Genomic DNA, 19409 nt, shown 5'->3' with positions numbered 1-19409 from the left:
CTGACAGGACTGGAAGTATATGGGCACAGAAATTATTGTAGATATACAACAAAAATATGATCAGTTGAGCGAGGCTCAGAAGGAAATTTTTGCAGGTTATGGTTTGCGCCAGATCAAACATTTTGTAGAAATCAGTCTGCCAAATATTGAAGCATCTTTACCTGAAGGTGCTCATGTGCAGGGAATTAATACAGATGGTAAAGTTCAAGCCTACAATCCTGATAGCCATGAATACTATATCTGGATTTCAGACTTGCAATGGCAAGCGACTACACGTGCGACCAAGGCAGTGGACTTAAAAGAAGATGCGATCGAAATCTGGAAGATTTTCGATTTAAAATCTTATGAACTGATTGATCTCAGTCATGTGCACCGTGACTTTCTGGAAAGTCGTGTTTAAAGCTGATGGTTGGTGAAAAAAGGACGATATCAATCGTCCTTTTTATTTTGCCAATTTTAGAGGTCATCCAAAGGTAACTGAAAACTTTGTTTAATAATCTGACTCGGTAAATCGGTCTTCACACTGGTGATGCCATTTTTCTTGGTGAGATGTGTGGACTGGAATTTACGATAGCTTTCCAGATCAGGCACCACGACTTTGAGCATCGCATCACATTCACCCAAAATGATATAGCACTCCATTACTTGGGGCAGTTCCTTCATTGCTTCAATAAAGGTATCAATGGTTTCAGCATCCTGACCCACCAGCCAGATACGCGAAAACAGGATGAGTTGAAAACCAATTTTCTGCTGGTCCACGATCGTAGTGTAATTTTGAATCACACCGGCATCTTCAAGCAGCTTGACCCGACGCAAACACGAAGAAGGAGAAAGGCCAATTTCCCGCGCTAGATCGTTATTCTGAATCCGGCCATTGGCTTGCAGATGCTGAATGATATTTTTATCAATACGATCGAGTTTTACTCGAATAGACTTGGAAGATATTTTCATAAAATAGAATAATATTCTAAAAATAAGACATATTATAAAATAAATTGAAAGCCTATTTTGTAAAAAATCGCAGATACTAATTTCACTTTCCGACATGTACAGAGGAAAAAGGAAATGTCTGTATTTGCACTCTTTGCACTGACTGTGCTTCCCCTAATTTTTACACCTGGACCAGATATGCTGTTTATCCTGTCTCAAGTGATGGGTAAAGATGCAAAAGCAGGCATAATGGCGACTGTAGGTATATGTTGTGGCTATTTAGTGCATTCCATTCTGGTGGCATTGGGTATCGCAGCGATCATTGTATCTTTCCCGATTCTGTTTGAAACCATTCGCTGGTTAGGGATTGCTTATCTATTGTTTTTGGCTTTTAGTTTGATCAAATCGGTATTTGCTAAAAATACACTACGTATTGAAAATAAATCAGCATCTAATCCAATCAAGAAAGGTTTTTTGACTGCGCTTTTAAACCCAAAAGGGATGCTGATTTACTTTGCGATCTTGCCGCAGTTCATCGATGAATCTGGCAATACGGTCAGCCAAGGTTTGATTCTATCTTTTATCTTTATTGGAATGATTTTTGTGGTGTATTGTGGCTTGAGTTTACTTTTTGCCAAACTCACCCAAAAAAGTAAGATTGATGGTCGTAAGCAAAAATGGATTGATGGTGCTTCAGGTGGTTTATTAGGCCTTGCGGCGGCTTGGTTAATTGCAAATTAAATATAAAAGTCGTGATGATATAAAGCATGTCTAGGACATGCTTTTTCAGTATTTATTGGACTCATTTTGTTCAAACCAAGTGTTTGTCAATATTCTAGGGATAACTTAAAAATTTGAATTCTGGAGTTGCCAAAAATGACACTGTACAGAACTAGAACAAAATGTGATTATGGATTAGTCGATAGTGACTAAGCGGTACTATATTTGCTTGATCAATCAGCACAACTGATGTGATTAATCAAATAAAAACATAATATAAATCAATGGTTAAATTTTAAATAAAAATGGCGCTAATTCATCTGTTTAATTGTCAAATGACGATTTGTGAACGCGTCGTTCAGGGAAATTTACCTATTTTTGCAACTCTTTCGGTAATTGTGACTTGACCGAAATGCCGTACGCATTGCAAGATAGGGCACCTAAAAAAATTTAAGTGAAGAGTTATTATAACTTTTCTAAATATTTACATTTGCTAAAACAGCCGAGGATTACATGAAGGCTCTTGTTGCTGTAAAACGTGTGGTTGATGCCAACGTTAAGGTTCGCGTTAAGCCGGACAACAGTGGTGTTGACTTAACAAACGTTAAAATGTCAATTAACCCATTCTGTGAAATCGCAGTGGAAGAGGCGGTTCGTTTAAAAGAAAAAGGAACTGTTTCAGAAATCGTTGTTGTTTCTATTGGCCCTAAAGAAGCTCAAGAACAAATCCGTTCTTCTATGGCTCTTGGTGCTGATCGCGGTATCCTGGTTGAAGCTGATGACAGCCAGTTAGGTGCTCTTGAAGTAGCAAAAATTCTTAAAGGTGTTGTTGATGCTGAACAACCACAATTGATTCTTCTTGGTAAACAGGCGATTGATGACGACTCTAACCAGGTTGGTCAGATGCTTGGAGCGCTTCTAGGTGCAGGCCAAGGTACTTTTGCTTCTGAAGTAAAAGTTGAAGGCGATAAAGTACAAGTGACTCGTGAAATCGACGGTGGTTTACAAACTGTTGAATTGAACCTGCCAGCCATCATTACAACTGACTTGCGTTTGAACGAGCCACGTTATGCTGCGCTTCCAAACATCATGAAAGCGCGTAAAAAACCGCTGGATACCAAGTCACCTGCAGATTTCGGTGTCAGCACTACAACTAAACTGAAAACAGTGAAAGTTGAATCTCCTGCAGAGCGTAAAGCTGGCGTACAGGTGAAGTCTGTAGACGAGCTTGTAGAAAAATTGAAAAACGAAGCGAAAGTGATCTAATACAGAAGGATAAAAATCATGAGTATTTTAGTTATCGCTGAGCACGACAACAAAGCATTAAACGCTGCTACTTTAAACGTTGTTGCTGCGGCGCAAAAAATCGGTGGTGATATCACTGTATTGGTTGCTGGTTCTGGCGCTCAAGCAGTTGCTGATCAGGCAGCTAAAGTTGCTGGCGTAAGCAAAGTATTGCTTGCGGATGACGCGGCTTATGCAAACCAATTGGCTGAAAACGTAGCTAAACTGGTTGCTGAATTGGGCAAAGGCTATAGCCATATCCTTGCTGCTTCTACTACGACTGGTAAAAACATCCTGCCACGTGCAGCTGCGCTACTAGACGTAAGCATGATCACAGACATCATTGCTGTTGATTCTGCAAACACATTCAAGCGTCCGATCTATGCAGGTAACGCGATTGCAACTGTAGAATCTGCTGAATCAGTTGTTGTTGCAACTGTTCGTGGTACTGCATTTGATCCAGTTGCTGCTGAAGGTGGTTCTGCTGCTGTTGAAGCTGCTACAGCGACTGGTGATGCTGGTATTTCTAAGTTCATTAACGAAGAAATCGTTAAATCTGAACGTCCAGAATTAACTGCTGCTCGTATTGTTGTTTCTGGTGGTCGTGGTGTTGGTTCTGGTGAGAACTATCACAAAATCCTTGATCCACTTGCAGACAAGCTGGGTGCAGCTCAAGGTGCATCTCGTGCCGCAGTTGACGCAGGCTTTGTTCCTAACGATATGCAGGTTGGTCAAACAGGTAAGATCGTTGCGCCTGACCTGTACATCGCTGTAGGTATCTCTGGTGCGATTCAGCACTTGGCTGGTATGAAAGAGTCTAAAGTGATCGTTGCGATCAACAAAGACGAAGAAGCACCAATCAATGCAGTTGCTGACTACTGGTTAGTTGGTGACCTGAACACTGTTATTCCAGAATTAGTATCTAAAATCTAATTCTTGCATAATATGAAAAATACCCTGAAGTGAAAACTTTGGGGTATTTTTTTGTGGTTAAATCACATTATCTAAAGAATAAGAATAAAACATGCTGTCATCTTTATATCAGCCTTTAATTGAAAACCCGAGCTTTTATCGACTCTTTTGTGTCGTGCTGATTGGTTTTATAGGCGCGGTATTGGCATATCTTGTCTTTCTGATACAGATTCCAAGTCTTTGGATCGTGTTTGCCTTATGTGTGATCGTGGGGGCTATTTACTGTATTTATCTCTATGCATGTTCAGATCAACAAGTGCTTGATCAGGCTACATCTTGGATTGTTATAAGCAATGAACGTTTTCAAAGCAGCAGTTATGGCATACAAGGCGATGCACTGGTCATGCTGATCATGATTCTCCCTTTTGTATTGTTGACGTGGTGTCTCTACTGGGTGCTCAATATTTTAAGTAAACCCACAATGCATAATTAAGATTTTATTTAAAAAAAATAAAATTCTGTTTGATTGTTTGTTGAGGTGTCTAAGTTGAAATTCTGATTGATCAATCAAGGTCTAATCAGATATCCCTGTTTTAAGCGAGCGAAATCATAATCTTCGATGACATTCATTTCGCTATTAAAGATTCGAAATATCCCTGTAACGATCACTTATTCATCATGCATATGTTAAAGCGTTCACACTTTAGTCAGGGTTTTTAAATGGCATAAAAATGGTGCAAAAAAAGACATCTAGAGAAAGCATCTTTTTGGACATTAAAAAGTGAAGAAGTGATTAAAATTCCTGCGAAATTCCTAGGTGAGATTCAGTCTAAAACAGGTTAATTTGGGTGCTTTTATGCTATACTGTCTGACTGAATTTTAAATATTGGTTCAGCATTTTTTGGACCAATTTATAGCTGGATTTACGACATATAAATACAGGCTAAACAGAGCCTGTAGAATAAGGAGTATGCATGAGCGTATCGGAAATTAGACCGATTGCCATTGAGGATGAACTTAAAAGCTCATATCTCGATTATGCAATGAGCGTGATTGTGTCACGTGCATTGCCAGATGTACGAGATGGTTTAAAACCGGTTCATCGTCGTGTGCTTTTCGCAATGCACGAATTAGGCAATGACTATAACAAAGCATATAAAAAATCTGCACGTGTAGTCGGTGACGTGATCGGTAAATATCACCCGCATGGTGATTTTGCCGTTTATGAAACGATTGTCCGTATGGCACAAGAATTTAGCTTGCGTTACCAGTTGGTAGATGGCCAGGGTAACTTCGGTTCTGTCGATGGTGATAGTGCAGCGGCAATGCGTTATACCGAAGTGCGTATGCGTAAGCTGACCCATGAGCTCCTTGCTGATCTTGAAAAAGATACAGTGGAATGGGAAGACAACTACGACGGTTCTGAGCGCATTCCGCAAGTAATGCCTACGCGTATTCCTAACCTGTTGATTAATGGTGTTGCTGGTATTGCCGTAGGTATGGCGACCAATATGGCACCGCATAACATGACAGAAGTCATCAATGCCTGCCTGGCCTATGCCAATGATCCAAATATCAGCATTGAAGGGCTGATGGAACATATCTCAGGTCCAGACTTCCCTACAGGCGGTATTATTTACGGTAAATCTGGCATTGTAGACGCTTACCGTACCGGTAAAGGCCGTTTGCATATCCGTGGTAAATACCACATCGAAGAAGATGCAAAATCTGGCCGTAGCACGATTGTATTCACTGAAATTCCTTATCAGGTCAACAAAGCGAGAACCATTGAGCGTATCGCTGAGCTGGTGAAAGAAAAAAAACTCGAAGGGATCTCTGAACTTCGTGATGAGTCAGATAAAGAAGGCATGCGTATTGCGATTGACCTGAAGCGTGGTGAAAACGCTGAAGTGATCGTGAATAACCTGTTCCAGAATACACAGTTAGAAAACTCATTTAGCATCAACATGGTTTGTCTGGACAATGGCCAACCGAAGTTGATGAACCTGAAAGACATCATTGCGGCGTTTATCCGTCACCGTCAAGAAGTCGTGACACGTCGTACCATGTTTGAGTTACGAAAAGCGCGTGAACGTGGTCATATCTTGGAAGGTCTGACAGTTGCACTTGCAAATATCGATCAGATTATTGAAACCATCAAAACATCTGCAAACCCACAAGAAGCGCGTGAGCGTTTACAAGCGGGCGAGTGGGCAGCAGGCGGTGTAGCAGCATTACTTGAAAAAGCAGGTGCTGTTTCTGTACGTCCTGACGAAATTGAAGGCGAAGATCCTAGCCGTCCATTCGGTATTGATGGCGATGTATATCGCTTATCACCGACGCAAGTTAATGCGATCATGGAACTGCGTTTGCATCGCTTGACTGGTCTTGAGCAAGATAAACTTCAAGCTGAATATTCTGAAATTCTTGCGCAGATTGCTGAATACACAGCTATCTTAAATGACTTCAACCTATTGATGAACGTGATTCGTGAAGAGCTTGCACTGATCCTTCAGCAATATGGTGATGCACGTAAAACCGATATCGTTGAATCGCGTATCGACTTCTCGCGTGAAGATTTGATTCCTGAAGAACAAATGGTACTGACGGTTTCTAAAGCGGGTTATGCGAAAACTCAACCACTGTCTGACTATGCAGCACAGCGTCGTGGTGGTCGTGGTAAATCAGCAACCAGCATGAAAGAAGACGATTACATCCAGCATATGGTGGTCACGTCGAACCATGCAACAGTACTGTGCTTTACCAACGTGGGTAAAGTGTATCGTCTGAAAGTGTATGAAGTGCCTCAAGCATCACGTGGTGCCAAAGGTCGTCCAATGGTCAACTTGTTGCCACTTGATGACAACGAAACAATTACTGCAATCTTGCCAGTGATTGATGCGCCGAAGAAATTCAAAGAACGTTTGGCAGACTTCAAGGCATTTGTAAAAGCAAATGCAGCACAATTGCAAAGTAATGAAGTGATCAACAGTCATTTTGCTGCGCTAGAAGCTGCACTGGCTGAATCTGAAGATGGTGCAGATGACATTTCTGATGCACTCCGTGTTCAGTTAAAAGAATTGGGTCTAGAACTTTCTGCTACAGATCTTGATGATGACATCATCAATGATTTTGCTCAGCAGGCAGAAGCTGTTCGTAAAAACTTCTATGTGTTTATGGCAACCGAATACGGTACGATTAAACGTGTAGAGCTTGAACAGTTCTCGAATGTTCGCTCAAACGGTTTACGTGCACTTGAATTGGTAGATGGTGATACCTTAATTGGTGTGGCAATTACTGACGGTGAACAGCAAATTATGTTGTTCTCGAACGAAGGTAAGGCAATTCGCTTCGCAGAAACTGACGTGCGTTCAATGGGTCGTTCGGCCAAAGGTGTACGCGGTATGCGCGTGACCATCGGTGCAGCAGCACAGCTTGAAGATCAAGACGATACTGACGTTGATTCTGATGATGAAGATGGTTCGGATTCAGCAATGGTCAGCCGTATTGTGTCGTTAGTCGTTGTGCCTGAAACAGGTGAAGTCCTTTGTGCTTCTGAAAATGGTTATGGTAAACGTACTCCTGTAGATGACTTCCCAACCAAGAAACGTGGTGGTAAAGGTGTCATTGCCATTAAAACCTCTGAACGTAATGGACAGTTGGTGGGTGCAGTTGCTATTGATGAAACCAAAGAGTTAATGTTGATTTCTGATGGTGGTACTTTGGTTCGTACACGTGCGTCTGAAGTAGCACAAACCGGTCGTAATGCACAAGGTGTTCGTCTGATTCGTTTGGGTAATGAAGAGCTTCTTGTTGGTGTAGTGTCAATTGAAGCTGTTGAAGAAGATGAGTTTGTTGAAGAACTTGATGCTGCAACAGTGAGTATTGAACAGGCAGAAACTGATGCATCAGCGCCTTCGGAATCATCAGACAACACAACTGAAGAATAAGTAAATCGAAATATAAAAAAGGGCGCTTCGGCGTCCTTTTTTACAGACTTTACTGGAAATGACCATGATGAAAACTAAATTGATGTTACTTGCTGGGCTAACAGTTCTTGCTGGTTGTAGTACTACCGAGCAGGTAGCAGATCCAAGTGTAGCCCAAGCTCAAGCAGCAGAAACTGCCTATAACGACTTGCGTGATGGTAAATATGAAGAATTTCTAAGTTATCTGGATCCGAAATTACAGCAGTATTTTCAGGAAAATCAGAAAACCATGAAGAAGTTTTCGCATTCCATTCCTGAAGGTGAATATAAGTCTAAAACCTTGATGGTAAAAACTTTTGTGGAAAATTCAGGTCAGCCAAGTGAATACAAGATCAGCTATGAAATTGCTTATCCTAATAATCTAGTGCAATACGATGTCAGCTTTGATAAGCCCAATGGCAGCAGCAAAATCCAGAACTTTTATATCCGCGTATATGGGGAATAAGCTTTTAGCTTAACATGGTTCAAGCTTATTTAATGCGTGGACATAGACGATAATAGCCTAAGCTAAAACAAAAAAATCCAACAATCAGCAGATAGGCGAGTTTCCCCAAAATCATGCTGGTCGGTACGCCCATCTGATTCAGTTGAATAAACATCTGTACGATCTGTGTGGAAGGCAAGGCCTGTCCAAACATTTGCATCCAGACGGGCATCGCAGCATGTGGCCAGGCGACCCCGGACAGTATAAACAAGGGAATTGAGGTAAAGACAATAACATGTCCGGCACGTTCTGGCATATCCAGAAAACTGGCGAACAGGGTCGTGATACCGATCATGCAGAATACAAAAACCGGAACAGCCAGCAGCATGCCCCAGAAATTCCCGCCACGTGGATAGTCAAACAACCAGAAGGTGAAACCAAACAGGTAGTAGCACCCCAGACAGCCAATGGTCAAAATTGCCAGACTGATTCCACATAAGGTCGTCAAATTGATCACCTGTTTATTTTCACGATACAGCGCAATTAACATGCTCAGTCCCAGAAAAATCGTCTGATGAATAATCAGTGGGGCAACCGCTGGAAATATATAGCTTCCATAGCCAGAAAGTGGATTAAATAGTGGAATCTGGTGAATCGATAGGACAGGAGAGAAATGCGAAATTTCGCTAAAGCGTTCTGCATATTCACTTAAGGTATTTTCGACAGAACCAACTAGGCCTAAACCGATCTGTTTGGTAATCAGGAAATTCGCTGCACTTAAATACAGCCCAATCCCGCCATTCTCACCATGTCGAATGGATTGTGAAAGGTTGTCTGGTAATAACAAAATCCCGTCAGCCTTTTGAGCCTCTACCCACTGTTTGGCCTCCGCAAAATTTCCGGTGACTGCCTTGATCTGTACATTCGGGCTTTGGCTGACATGACTGATAATAGTAGTGGTTAAGTCGCTTTGCTCTTCATCGACAATAATAATGGGTAAGGCTTCTGCGTGTTCAGCCTTATATGCCATTGGATAGAAAAAGCTGTAAAACAGTACAGATAGGATTAACGTAGTAAAAATACTGGTATTGCTAACAATATCTTTAAAAGTTTTGCAGTAAGCGGCCCAGAGTGCTTTCATGTGGACACTCCTTTCGCTATTTTCTTTAAAAATACATAGGCCAATACAGCATAAAGTACCACATAGGCAGTCAGTATGAACATTGGTTGAGCTGAGAGAGATAAGGGACTACCAATCACCCATTGTTCAGTCTGTAATTTGGCATAGGGTGTATAGGGAATAATATTGGCCCAGAGCTGGGTAAACAGTGGCGCATTATTGAGAGGCAACGTTACACCGGCGAAGCTGAGCGATGAGCCACCATAGACTGCCAGCAAACCAAAAGATTTGCTTAGATCCTGCGTTGCCAGTACGACCGCGCTACTGATAAAGGCATAGGCACTATAGAATAGGACTTGTGCCAATAAAATCAGCCATAATGAACCAGCAATAAACCAGCCACGAAACTCCACCATCCACAGCATCCAGACCCAGGTCCAGAAACAGAAAATTGCGATATAGACCAGATTTTTAGACAGTAATGCTGACCAGAGATTTTGTCCATTAATCCAATGATTAAAAGTATGACGCTTGATTTCCTGTCCTACAGCAAATGCTACACAGCAGCACAATAATAGATGCAAAATTGCCGGAACCATATAAGGTTCCAGATAAAATTCATAATTTAATTGCGGGTTATACAGCGGGGAAATTTTAATATTAGGTGTCGGTGCATCCAGATAAGGTAGGGTATTACCCAGATACTGCCTGCCAGTAAATTCCGCTATTGCCTGAAGCGTGCTCAATAACATAGCCGAAGAAATGGTATTGCCAATACTAAAATAGCTCTGATTATAGGTAATACTAATTTCAGCATCCTGAGCTTTAACTAATCGTTGTTCTGCGCCCGTAGGAATATGGATATAACCCCAGATTTTATTCTGATTCAGCAGTTTTTCTACTTCAACGGTCTGATCAGAAACAATATATATCTGTAGGGTATGATTTAGAGATAAATGATTATAAATCTGGGTACTCAGGCGGCTTTGATCCTGATCAATAATCGCAATCGCTAAATGATCGGGCTTGCCTTGAGCAAACATGCTACCGAGTAAAATCAAAATGCAGGCAGGGGCAAGTACAACCAAGGCCAGATCCCATTTTTCCCTGAGTAAATAGCACAGTTCGCGCCGGATACCTGCCCACATTATTTTGAAGACTCTTGCAGCTTAAACAGCACACTCATGCCAACTTTCAGTTCAGGAATTGTAGTCGCTGGTACAAGGTGGACTTTGAAGCTGCGAACATCATAGCCACCAGTCTGACGTGTGGTTTTAATGGTGGCAAATTCACCTTCAGCACTAATACTTTTTACTTTAAATATTGCGTTTTTATTGAGTGCCGGGATAAAACCTTCGAGCTGCTTTTGTTCACCTAGGGAAGCATATTGGTCTTCACGAATATTCACACTGACCCAGCGTTCTGCCGAAATCAGACTGACCACAGGTACTGCGGTTGCAACCAGCTCAGAGAGATTGCCATAGGTTTTAGATACTGTACCATCAATAGGCGCCAGTAGTTCGGTCTCTGCTTCCAGGGCATTGGCTTCAGCGACTGCTGCACGGGCAATGTCGACCTGTGCATCTGCTGAACTCTTCTGTTCTGGTGTGCTGCCACGTTTAGCGCGAATATATTGCTGATAAGCAGCTTCGGTCATCTGGGAGGCAGACTGTGAAGCAGCAAATAGCTCATCTCGGCGTTGACGGGAAATTACACCTTCTTGAAACAGGTTTGCACCGCGCTGATAAGAGGTTTTTGCCAGCTGTTCCTGTGCTTTGAGAGATTGCCAGTTGGCATACAGTGAAGCGATATTTTCTTCTTGTGATCCGCGTTCGGCTGTCGATTGTAAGGCTAAGGCAGATTGCAAGCTTGCTAATGCCTGCTGTTTTTTCGCTTCTATTTCAGGACTATGCAACTTAACTAATACCTGACCTTGCTTGACGTCATCACCTTCCTGCACATAAATTTTTTCAATCCGGCTTGGAACTTTGGTCGCGACCTGTACGGTTTCAGCCTCAACCCGACCTTGCAGTTCGATGTCTTTAGGCTGATAAGTTTTCCACAAGCCAAAGCCAATTAGAACCAGGATGACTGGAATCAGACCTAACAGCAGGTATTTTTTGGTAGATTTGTCCTGTTTAGTTTCAGCAGGACTTTGTTTTGGTGAATCGATATGATTCATTTCTGAAGCCGGTTCATCAACAGGAAATTCTGGCTTTTGCTCATCAGTCATGTTTGGCTCCATTAACGAATATAGTGGGTATTGGCATGTTGCATATAGTCAGGAAATTCAGTAATTGAGCCATGGCTTTGCAATAAAGTGGCAAGTGACATGATGTATTTATAGGCATTTAGGGCCATTTCAGCTTTCAGGCCACTCAACATATTTTGCGCATCAATTACCTGAATCGCGGTGCCAACATCTTCCTTAAAAGACAGTTGCTGAATACGCAGATTTTCTTGTGCTGCTTTCAGGTTTCGTTGTAATAACAGATCACTTTGCTGGGCGCTGACCGCTTCACTAAATGATTTATAAATCAGATTCTCAATTTCCTGTTGGGTACGTGCCGTCATCAATTCTGCTGCATGACGCTTCAGTTCGGCAGCCTGAATATTCTTATTTTTATCAATGCCGGAAAATAAGTTATAACGTGCTGCAACGCCTACAATCCAGTTCTGGTTTTCATCCAGACTATATTCACCAAAGGCAAATACATTGGGTCTTTTTGTTGCCTGCTGGGCTTTAACATTGGCTTTGGCCAGCTCAGTATCCATTTTCACCTTTTTAATAAGAGGGGAGTTCTGGCTAAAACTGCTGAGCAGAATATTTACATTTTGAGGTTCAGCACGATTTACAAATAAAGGTGTGCTTAGCTCGGTAATATTGCTATCCTGTAGCAGATTATTCAGCTGGAATAGGGCAGCAGTCAGATTGGCTTGAACATTTTGTTGTGTGCGTTCAGCATTGTTGTGTGCCACTTCGAACTGCATGCGCTGACCCTTACTGATGAATCCCTGCTGTTCCATTTTCAGCGCATTACGGTAATGTTGCTGCATGGCATTTGAATTAAAACGTGCGGCTTCCCATAACTGTTTTTGCAGTTGCACATTAAAATAAGCCTGAATCAGTTCAAAGCGTTGTGTATCCTGCTGTTGCTGGTTGCTCAATTCACTGCGTCCCGCCTGAATACTGGCTATTTCTTTGGCACTACGGGTAAGTCCGCCGGTATAAAGTGGCATCATCACTGAAATAGTCGGGCGAATAACTTCATCTCTAAGTACAACATTGGATGAATCTGGAAGTAAACCAACACCATCCTGAATAGGTTGCTTCAGGCTTTCTTTAAGCGGGTCGGCAATAGCCTGGTCTAAATTAAACTCATCAATTTTATTATTTAAGCCATTGGTAAGTGACTGCTCAAGGTTATTTTTAACAGCACCTAAAGGAATGTCTAATTCATTACGAAAGGCATAAGCACGGACATTCAGATCAACCCGTGGCAAACCAATGCCTTTAACCGCTTCTGCTTCAAGTTTTGCAGCCTGTTCCAGATTCTGGAAAGCCTGACTGGTATAGGAACGTTGCAGTAGTTGTCGTTCTGCATCCTGAAAGCTGATAGTTTGTGCATAGGCAAAGCCGCCATACATCATGGATGCAAGTACAGACAGACCCCAGTAAACACATCGTTTATTTTTCTTCATATTCATAAAGTAGAAATGCAAAATCATATTAAATCAGTTTTATGGGTATTATAAATGAAGGGCTTTGTTGCACAAACCTAGCCTAGAAGATTTATTCAGTCCTATAATTTCAAAATGAATAAACCTACTCCTGAAATCTATCGTACCACTAACTGGTCTTCCTACAATCGTGCCCTTATTAATTAACCGAGGAAATATTTCAATCTGGTTTGATCCAAACACTCAGTGGTATGCACAACCACAAGCCCAGCAAGGTCGAAGTCAAACTTACTCAGACACCGCTATTCAATGCTGTTTAATGATCAAATCTTTATTCAGACTCTCTTTACGCATGGTCACAGGTTTTGTTCAAAGCTTGATTAAACTCTCTGGATTAAATTGGATAGCGCCAGATTATTCGACCATATGCAGAAGGCAAAAGTATATTGATATTGCGATTAGCTATCAAAAAAGTAGCGATGGGCTACATCTACTCGTAGACTCAACTGGCTTGAAGTTTCTAGGTGAGGGTGAGTGGAAACGTAAGAAACATGGACCTGAATATCGTCGCCAATGGCGTAAGCTTCATATTGGTATTGATGCTAAAACCCTACAAATACGTGCAGTACAACTCACTACAAACAATGTCAGCGATTCGCAAGTACTCGGTGATTTACTTTCTCAAATTCCCTTAGATGAACGAATTGATTCGGTCTATACCGATGGTGCTTATGACACGAAGCACTGCAGACAAGTCATTTTAGATCGAGATGCACATGCGGTCATTCCGCCAAGGAAAAATGCAAAACCATGGAAAGATCAGAAATTGAGATCTTTAGAACGGAATGAATTACTGAAAACAGTTAAACTTCTAGGAAGAACGCTTTGGAAAAAGTGGTCTGGTTATCATCGTCGAAGTTTGATAGAAACCAAAATGCATTGCATCAAACTATTAGGCGATAAATTAACATCAAGGAGTTTTCCTAGTCAGGTAAATGAGATTCATGCACGCGTAGCAGTACTCAACCGGTTCACAGAATTAGGTCGCCCTCATACCCAAGTTATCTCTTAAATTTAGCTCACTTAGAGGAGCTCAGCCTTTCAAATCTTTATGCAACAAAGCCATTGGCTTGAACAAAACAATGCTGTATCAAAAGATCATCAGTGGACTAAAGATGGTGAAAAATTTGAAAGTGTAACTTTAATGCATTTTATTAGAAATCATATTCACCATCCTGAAAACCAATATATGAAATCTAATATGTATGATATAAACGATTTGGAATTATCTATAGCTCAAATGATTAAAATTATAAAAAATTATAGTAATAAAACTGAGCTTGATCGTGCGAGTTAAATTTATCCCTCGAATCTACATTGATTTTTTGACTCTATCTTCATTCATGGATTGAAATAATTTTGTGCAAGCTAAGCCCAGATATGGTTAAATGCCATCATTTTATTGTGTTTCACTCTGAAAGGAAAAATCATGCGCGCGTACAACTTCTGTGCTGGTCCTGCTGCATTACCTACTGCCGTTCTTGAAAAAGCTCAAGCTGAAATGCTTAACTGGCAGGGCAAGGGTCTTTCGATCATGGAAATGAGCCACCGTAGTGCAGACTACGTCGCGGTTGCTGAAAAAGCAGAAGCGGACCTACGCAAACTCATGAACATTCCTGAGAACTATAAAGTATTATTCTTACAGGGTGGTGCATCGCTACAGTTCTCTGCAATTCCATTGAACTTGTTGGGTAAAAACAACAAAGCTGACTATATCCATACTGGCATCTGGTCTGAAAAAGCGCTGAAAGAAGCAAAACGCTATGGCGACATCAATGTCATTGAAGCGGGTACTAAAACTGCTGATGGTAAATTAGCGATTACTGAACAAAGTACCTGGAACTTGTCTGATGATGCGGCTTATGTGCACTATGCAGATAACGAAACCATCGGCGGTCTGCAATTTGCTCATATTCCTGAAACTGACAAGCCATTGGTGTGTGACTTCTCTTCAAGCATTTTATCTGCGCCAATCGATGTATCTAAATTTGGCTTGATCTATGCGGGTGCGCAAAAGAATATTGGTCCTGCTGGTTTGACGCTAGTGATTATCCGTGATGATCTACTAGATCAAGCGAAACCGGAAATTCCAAGCATCTTGAAATATGCAGATCAGGCGAAAAATGATTCTATGGTGAATACACCATCAACTTATGCCTGGTACTTATCAGGTTTAGTGTTTGAATGGTTGCTTGAGCAGGGCGGTGTCGATGCAATTTACAAAGCCAACCTTGCAAAAGCTGAACTGCTGTATGGTTATATTGATTCTAGTGACTTCTATGCAAACCCGATTGCCAAAGAAAACCGTTCAATCATGAACGTGCCATTTACTTTGGCTAAACCAGAACTGGAAAAACAGTTCCTGAAAGAAGCTGAAGAAAATCATCTGTTAAATCTTGCGGGTCACCGTTCAGTAGGTGGTATGCGTGCAAGTATCTACAATGCTGTTCCGCTTGAAGGTGTTCAGGCACTGGTAAAATTCATGGATGAGTTTGCAAAACGCAACGCTTAAATCCAGAATGCAAAAAACCCAGCTCAGGCTGGGTTTTTTATCATTCAATTCTGAAAATTAAAACACAAAAAGATGGAGTAGAAAGCCGCAGATCAGCATGCCCAAGGCAAAGAACAAGCATGACATCATATCAATGTGATAGCCAGAGCTGAGATGATGCTCGACTTGATGTAAGTTTTCTTCCTGTACGATTTTCATAGATATTATGGTCCGATCTATTTATCGTTAATTACTATTTGTTATGAGCATTTTTATCATAAAAAATTGGTTAAATAAAGTACATTCTTAATTTAACTGCATAAAGTTATTATTTTTTTAAATTAATTTAATAAATCCTTTTATTAATCCTTTCAAAGTAAAAAGCACTGTTTGCAGGGTATTCATAATATCAGTGATCATATGAGCTATTTAAAAAATGAATTTATTTGAATTTGAAATTGTGGATAAGTGATTAATTTATGAATTTATAAACTGTATTTAGTAGATTAAATTGTGGATAAAATAACCAGTTTAATAAAATCATCAATGAAAATATTCATTTAAAAAAACAGGAGATACTCAGCAAATGTGAATATCTCCTGTTTTTTGAATTTAAACTGTGGAAAATTTAGGCTTTGCTATAAATGTTAGCCTGAATCCAAAGATTGCCACGGATATATTGACCAATGCTGAAGTCTTTATGTGCTGTATTGCGCGTAGCAACACGGATCAGGGTCGCAGGACGACCTTCATCATGAATCAGGGTTACATCATAAAGTGTGTATTCCTGATCCATAAACTGCATTGAAGTTTTACCGACAATATTACCCTGGAACCAGGCTTCATCTTCCTGACCAATGGTTTCGCCATACAAGTAAGCAACCATTTTAGAGAAATCCACAGTCACTGGCGCTTTATCATCTTCAGATTTTGGTTCCCAGGCATCAATCTGTTCCTGCAGATTGTCAGGCGCAACACCATTATTTGCTGCCAGAATATCATTCAGCGCACGGTGATGCTTGATTGAAGCCGGATCATCGACAATCAGATGTTCATGTTCCGCTACAGGCTCGAGTTCATAAGCCCAGGCATTCAAATTCACCAGATAATTTTGGTCTTTATCGTATTGTGTATGATTGACGCTATACAGGCTGTCAAACGCATACACAATATTGTTCAGACCCAGATTCAGGCGTAATACGGCTTGAGTATTAGACTTGCAGCTGATAATCCGTTCAATTTGTGCCTTCACTTTATAAGGACTGTCGAAGCATGGAAAGGCAGTTTTCACAGCTTTGGGTTTATTGCTTTCCACCTCAATGATCTGGCTTAACTGCACAGTGGCCTTGCTCGGACCCTGAATCAGCCAGGTGTTTTCATCCATATCGCATTCTTGTTTGCAGAGACCCATCGGCATGACCGGGGCATCAAGTGCCTGAGTTAACCACTTCGGTACATCGGTACCCGGATCGTCTGTAAGGAGATTCCAGTGTTCAACATGACTACCGAAGTTTTGATCATCAATGGTGATGATCTCAGGACTGTTTGAATTTTTCATATGCACAATTGATCTGGGATTGCTTATTTATAGTTAATCGAGGGTTATTCTGATTTTTCAAGTCAATCAGATGAATTTTAAAATTAAATTGCCACCGGATTCTTGTCAATTCTTATTCGCAGTCCAGAGATCAGCATAATTGTAATTGCCAGAAGTGTGTGCGAAACGTGAGCATATCAAAAGGGTATGAAGAAAACCGGAATGATGAGCGCTGCATTTGCTAGAATAGACGGCATTCATTTCCATACCGGATCCATGCGTGTTGCCATTTAAACTTTGGGTAGATGCCGATGCATTACCTCGTATTCTTAAAGATGTCATTATTCGCGCTTCAGACCGCTATCGGCTTGAAGTAACTTTTGTAGCAAACCAGCCTGTAGGCGTCACACCTTCAATTCGTATTAATTCGATTCAGGCACTTAGTGGTGCCGATGCGGCAGATCAGGAAATTGTAGATCGCATGAAGGAACATGATATCGTGATTACCCAAGACATTCCGCTGGCGGCACAAGTGATTGAAAAGGGTGGTATTGCCATTCATCCACGAGGTGAAATCTATACCACGGCCAATGTCAAAGCGCGTCTGCATTTACGTGACTTTATGGATACGCTGCGTGGAGCCGGGGTACAAACTGGTGGACCGCCACCAATTTCTGAGCGTGATAAACGCGAGTTTTCCAGTTCACTTGATCAAACCATTCAAAAGCAAAAGCGCAAAACAGCTATAAAATAACGAGAACATCTTTAAATGCCCAAACAAAGTAACCTGATGGTGACCTATGCCTTACTGATTTTCATCTGGTCGACCACACCACTGGCAATTGTCTGGAGTGTGGAAGATCTGCATCCGATGTGGGCATTGGTAATCCGGTTCTTTCTGGCTCTGCCTTTGGCTTTGGGGTTGCTTTGGCTGTTTAAGACCCGGTTGCCATTAGACGGTATTTCCTTACATAGCTATCTGGCAGGTGCCTGCAGTTTTATCGGCTCGCAGACCTTTACCTATTGGTCTACAGACTATCTTAGCTCCGGTATTATCGCCTTAATGTTTGGTCTTTCACCGGTGATTTCCGGCCTGATTGGCCGCTTCATGTTTGGGATGCATCTTTCCCTCAATCAATGGCTGGGGATGGCAATTGCCTTGGGAGGTCTTTCCATCATTTGTCTAGGGGATGCAGATCAGCATATTCAACCCGTGGGCATTGTGATTGCGCTGATGGGTGTACTGGTCTATTGCATGTCCATGTATTGGGTGAAAAAGATCAATGCACCGGTTGATCCGATGGCACAGGCAGCAGGATCGATCGGATTGTCGGTAATTTTTTCTATCTGTATGCTGCCATTCATCTGGCAATATGCACCCACTGCCATGCCACATGCCAAGAGTCTATTTGGATTAGGTTATGCGGTGGTGATGGCTTCGCTGATCGCAATGTTCTGTTATTTTAAACTGGTGCAGAAGATCAAACCGACGACCTTGTCGCTCACCAATGTTTTGACACCAATGTTGGCCTTGATGATTGGGGCTTTATTAAATAATGAAAAATTGCCGCTGATTGCTTTGGTCGGCGTCGTGATTTTGTTGTCTGGTCTGGTTGTATATTTCCTGAAAGAAATTCGGGCAAGTATTCAGGCCCGCCATAAAACTCAATAATTGAACTAAATTATTGAGTCTCGTAAGATTTCACACATTCGCCAATTTTTGCACGGTCTTGTGGGTGTAGCGTAATGAAATAAGCACCAGTGCGGAATTGGCCATTTTCTTCTGCACGGCTATAAACGACTTGCGCCGTAGCTGCGATATGAAAGAAGTTTTCCGGATGACTCAAAGTCAGGTGAATATAGCTACCTTCTTTGATCGGATGTGTACTGAAAAAGCTTAAACCAGACTCGGAAAAGTTCACATCTTCAGGTACAGGTAACATGCTCTGTACAATTGAATCGTATAAAGACCCGGTGATCAGGTTTAATTTTTGGTTAAATAAGGATAAGATTCGAGCAATTTGTTGATCTTTTTCAGCTAATTGTTCTAATTCGTAGTTGAGCGCATGATCAAATTGATCTAACTCGGCAAGTAGTAGAAAATAGCGGGGCAAAACGAAATTAGCATCGTAAGGATCATTTAAGGCAACATCATCGGAAATAATCTGATAATTAATTCGTAAGGCAGCATCGATGCGTGACATGACACGTCTTTCAGTAACTCCATGCTGATGCTGTAAATTTTCCATAATTTATTACCT

The 19409-nt window shown here is 41.4% G+C and carries 19 protein-coding genes and 1 pseudogene; 12 read left to right on the top strand and 8 right to left on the bottom strand.

Translation table 11 applies throughout. The features are described 5' to 3' along the window. The first annotated feature begins 19 nt into the window (after window positions 1-19). The gene (locus tag IHE35_RS10140) at window positions 20-400 is read left to right on the top strand and encodes a hypothetical protein (RefSeq protein ID WP_242787267.1); all 381 of its coding nucleotides are present in this window, start codon (window positions 20-22) and stop codon (window positions 398-400) included. A gap of 56 nt (window positions 401-456) precedes the next feature. Here the strand turns inward: IHE35_RS10140 and IHE35_RS10135 are convergent, their stop codons facing one another. Beyond that, window positions 457-951: an Lrp/AsnC family transcriptional regulator gene (locus IHE35_RS10135; protein WP_242787266.1), complete on the bottom strand. Its 495-nt coding sequence runs from the start codon at window positions 949-951 to the stop codon at window positions 457-459. 114 nt (window positions 952-1065) lie between these two features. On the opposite strand from IHE35_RS10135, the gene IHE35_RS10130 reads away from it, so the two are divergent. From IHE35_RS10130 to IHE35_RS10105, 6 genes are all read left to right on the top strand, one after another. Then, a complete protein-coding gene (locus IHE35_RS10130; RefSeq protein WP_242787265.1) occupies window positions 1066-1671 on the top strand; it encodes a LysE family translocator in 606 nt (201 codons plus the stop codon). A 492-nt stretch (window positions 1672-2163) separates the two neighbouring features. Further along, on the top strand, window positions 2164-2916 hold the full coding sequence (locus IHE35_RS10125) for an electron transfer flavoprotein subunit beta/FixA family protein (protein ID WP_180129911.1): 753 nt from the start codon (window positions 2164-2166) through the stop codon (window positions 2914-2916). Between the two features lie 18 nt (window positions 2917-2934). Further along, a complete protein-coding gene (locus IHE35_RS10120) occupies window positions 2935-3867 on the top strand; it encodes an FAD-binding protein (RefSeq protein ID WP_180129914.1) in 933 nt (310 codons plus the stop codon). Window positions 3868-3958: 91 nt separating this feature from the next. Then, window positions 3959-4339, top strand: a complete 381-nt coding sequence (locus tag IHE35_RS10115; protein ID WP_180129916.1) for a hypothetical protein — start codon at window positions 3959-3961, stop codon at window positions 4337-4339. A gap of 481 nt (window positions 4340-4820) precedes the next feature. Then, the gene (gyrA, locus tag IHE35_RS10110; protein ID WP_242787264.1) at window positions 4821-7796 is read left to right on the top strand and encodes a DNA gyrase subunit A; all 2976 of its coding nucleotides are present in this window, start codon (window positions 4821-4823) and stop codon (window positions 7794-7796) included. Window positions 7797-7863: 67 nt separating this feature from the next. Next, window positions 7864-8280: a DUF4878 domain-containing protein gene (locus IHE35_RS10105; protein WP_242789994.1), complete on the top strand. Its 417-nt coding sequence runs from the start codon at window positions 7864-7866 to the stop codon at window positions 8278-8280. 25 nt (window positions 8281-8305) lie between these two features. Here the strand turns inward: IHE35_RS10105 and IHE35_RS10100 are convergent, their stop codons facing one another. Genes IHE35_RS10100 through IHE35_RS10085 form a run of 4 tightly spaced genes read right to left on the bottom strand, consistent with a single transcriptional unit; the run spans window position 8306 to window position 13087 of the window. After that, a complete protein-coding gene (locus tag IHE35_RS10100) occupies window positions 8306-9400 on the bottom strand; it encodes an ABC transporter permease (RefSeq protein ID WP_242787263.1) in 1095 nt (364 codons plus the stop codon). Then, window positions 9397-10527, bottom strand: a complete 1131-nt coding sequence (locus tag IHE35_RS10095) for an ABC transporter permease (protein ID WP_242787262.1) — start codon at window positions 10525-10527, stop codon at window positions 9397-9399. The genes IHE35_RS10100 and IHE35_RS10095 overlap by 4 nt, the downstream gene beginning before the upstream one ends. Continuing rightward, entirely contained in the window at window positions 10527-11612 is a 1086-nt protein-coding gene (locus IHE35_RS10090) for a biotin/lipoyl-binding protein (protein WP_242787261.1), read from the bottom strand. The genes IHE35_RS10095 and IHE35_RS10090 overlap by 1 nt, the downstream gene beginning before the upstream one ends. 11 nt (window positions 11613-11623) lie before the next feature. Beyond that, window positions 11624-13087: a TolC family protein gene (locus IHE35_RS10085; RefSeq protein ID WP_242787260.1), complete on the bottom strand. Its 1464-nt coding sequence runs from the start codon at window positions 13085-13087 to the stop codon at window positions 11624-11626. Between the two features lie 108 nt (window positions 13088-13195). Between IHE35_RS10085 and IHE35_RS10080 the strand changes: the two are divergent. The 3 genes and pseudogenes from IHE35_RS10080 to serC all read left to right on the top strand — a co-directional run bounded on the left by IHE35_RS10080 (window position 13196) and on the right by serC (window position 15632). Beyond that, window positions 13196-14132 (top strand): annotated as a pseudogene (locus IHE35_RS10080) (IS5 family transposase). A gap of 39 nt (window positions 14133-14171) precedes the next feature. Next, window positions 14172-14417 carry a hypothetical protein gene (locus IHE35_RS10075; protein ID WP_242787259.1) on the top strand — a complete coding sequence of 82 codons (246 nt, stop codon included), beginning with the start codon at window positions 14172-14174 and terminating at the stop codon, window positions 14415-14417. A gap of 132 nt (window positions 14418-14549) precedes the next feature. Then, a complete protein-coding gene (gene serC / locus IHE35_RS10070) occupies window positions 14550-15632 on the top strand; it encodes a 3-phosphoserine/phosphohydroxythreonine transaminase (protein ID WP_242787258.1) in 1083 nt (360 codons plus the stop codon). Between the two features lie 57 nt (window positions 15633-15689). On the opposite strand, the gene IHE35_RS10065 is transcribed toward serC, so the two are convergent. Together IHE35_RS10065 and IHE35_RS10060 are read right to left on the bottom strand one after the other, a co-directional pair. Further along, window positions 15690-15830: a hypothetical protein gene (locus IHE35_RS10065; RefSeq protein ID WP_242787257.1), complete on the bottom strand. Its 141-nt coding sequence runs from the start codon at window positions 15828-15830 to the stop codon at window positions 15690-15692. Between the two features lie 409 nt (window positions 15831-16239). Then, entirely contained in the window at window positions 16240-17169 is a 930-nt protein-coding gene (locus IHE35_RS10060) for a hypothetical protein (protein ID WP_242787256.1), read from the bottom strand. Window positions 17170-17428: 259 nt separating this feature from the next. Between IHE35_RS10060 and IHE35_RS10055 the strand changes: the two genes are divergently transcribed. Together IHE35_RS10055 and IHE35_RS10050 are read left to right on the top strand one after the other, a co-directional pair. After that, a complete protein-coding gene (locus IHE35_RS10055; protein ID WP_242787255.1) occupies window positions 17429-17902 on the top strand; it encodes a YaiI/YqxD family protein in 474 nt (157 codons plus the stop codon). A 15-nt stretch (window positions 17903-17917) separates the two neighbouring features. Next, window positions 17918-18820, top strand: a complete 903-nt coding sequence (locus IHE35_RS10050) for an EamA family transporter (RefSeq protein ID WP_242787254.1) — start codon at window positions 17918-17920, stop codon at window positions 18818-18820. A gap of 10 nt (window positions 18821-18830) precedes the next feature. Here IHE35_RS10050 and IHE35_RS10045 read toward each other — a convergent pair whose 3' ends face one another. After that, on the bottom strand, window positions 18831-19397 hold the full coding sequence (locus tag IHE35_RS10045; protein WP_242787253.1) for a PilZ domain-containing protein: 567 nt from the start codon (window positions 19395-19397) through the stop codon (window positions 18831-18833). Window positions 19398-19409: the final 12 nt, after the last annotated feature.

The organism is Acinetobacter sp. ASP199, from assembly GCF_022700675.1.
Taxonomy (GTDB): domain Bacteria; phylum Pseudomonadota; class Gammaproteobacteria; order Pseudomonadales; family Moraxellaceae; genus Acinetobacter.
Note: the sequence above shows the minus strand (reverse complement) of the source record. Positions and strands in the feature narration are given on the sequence as shown.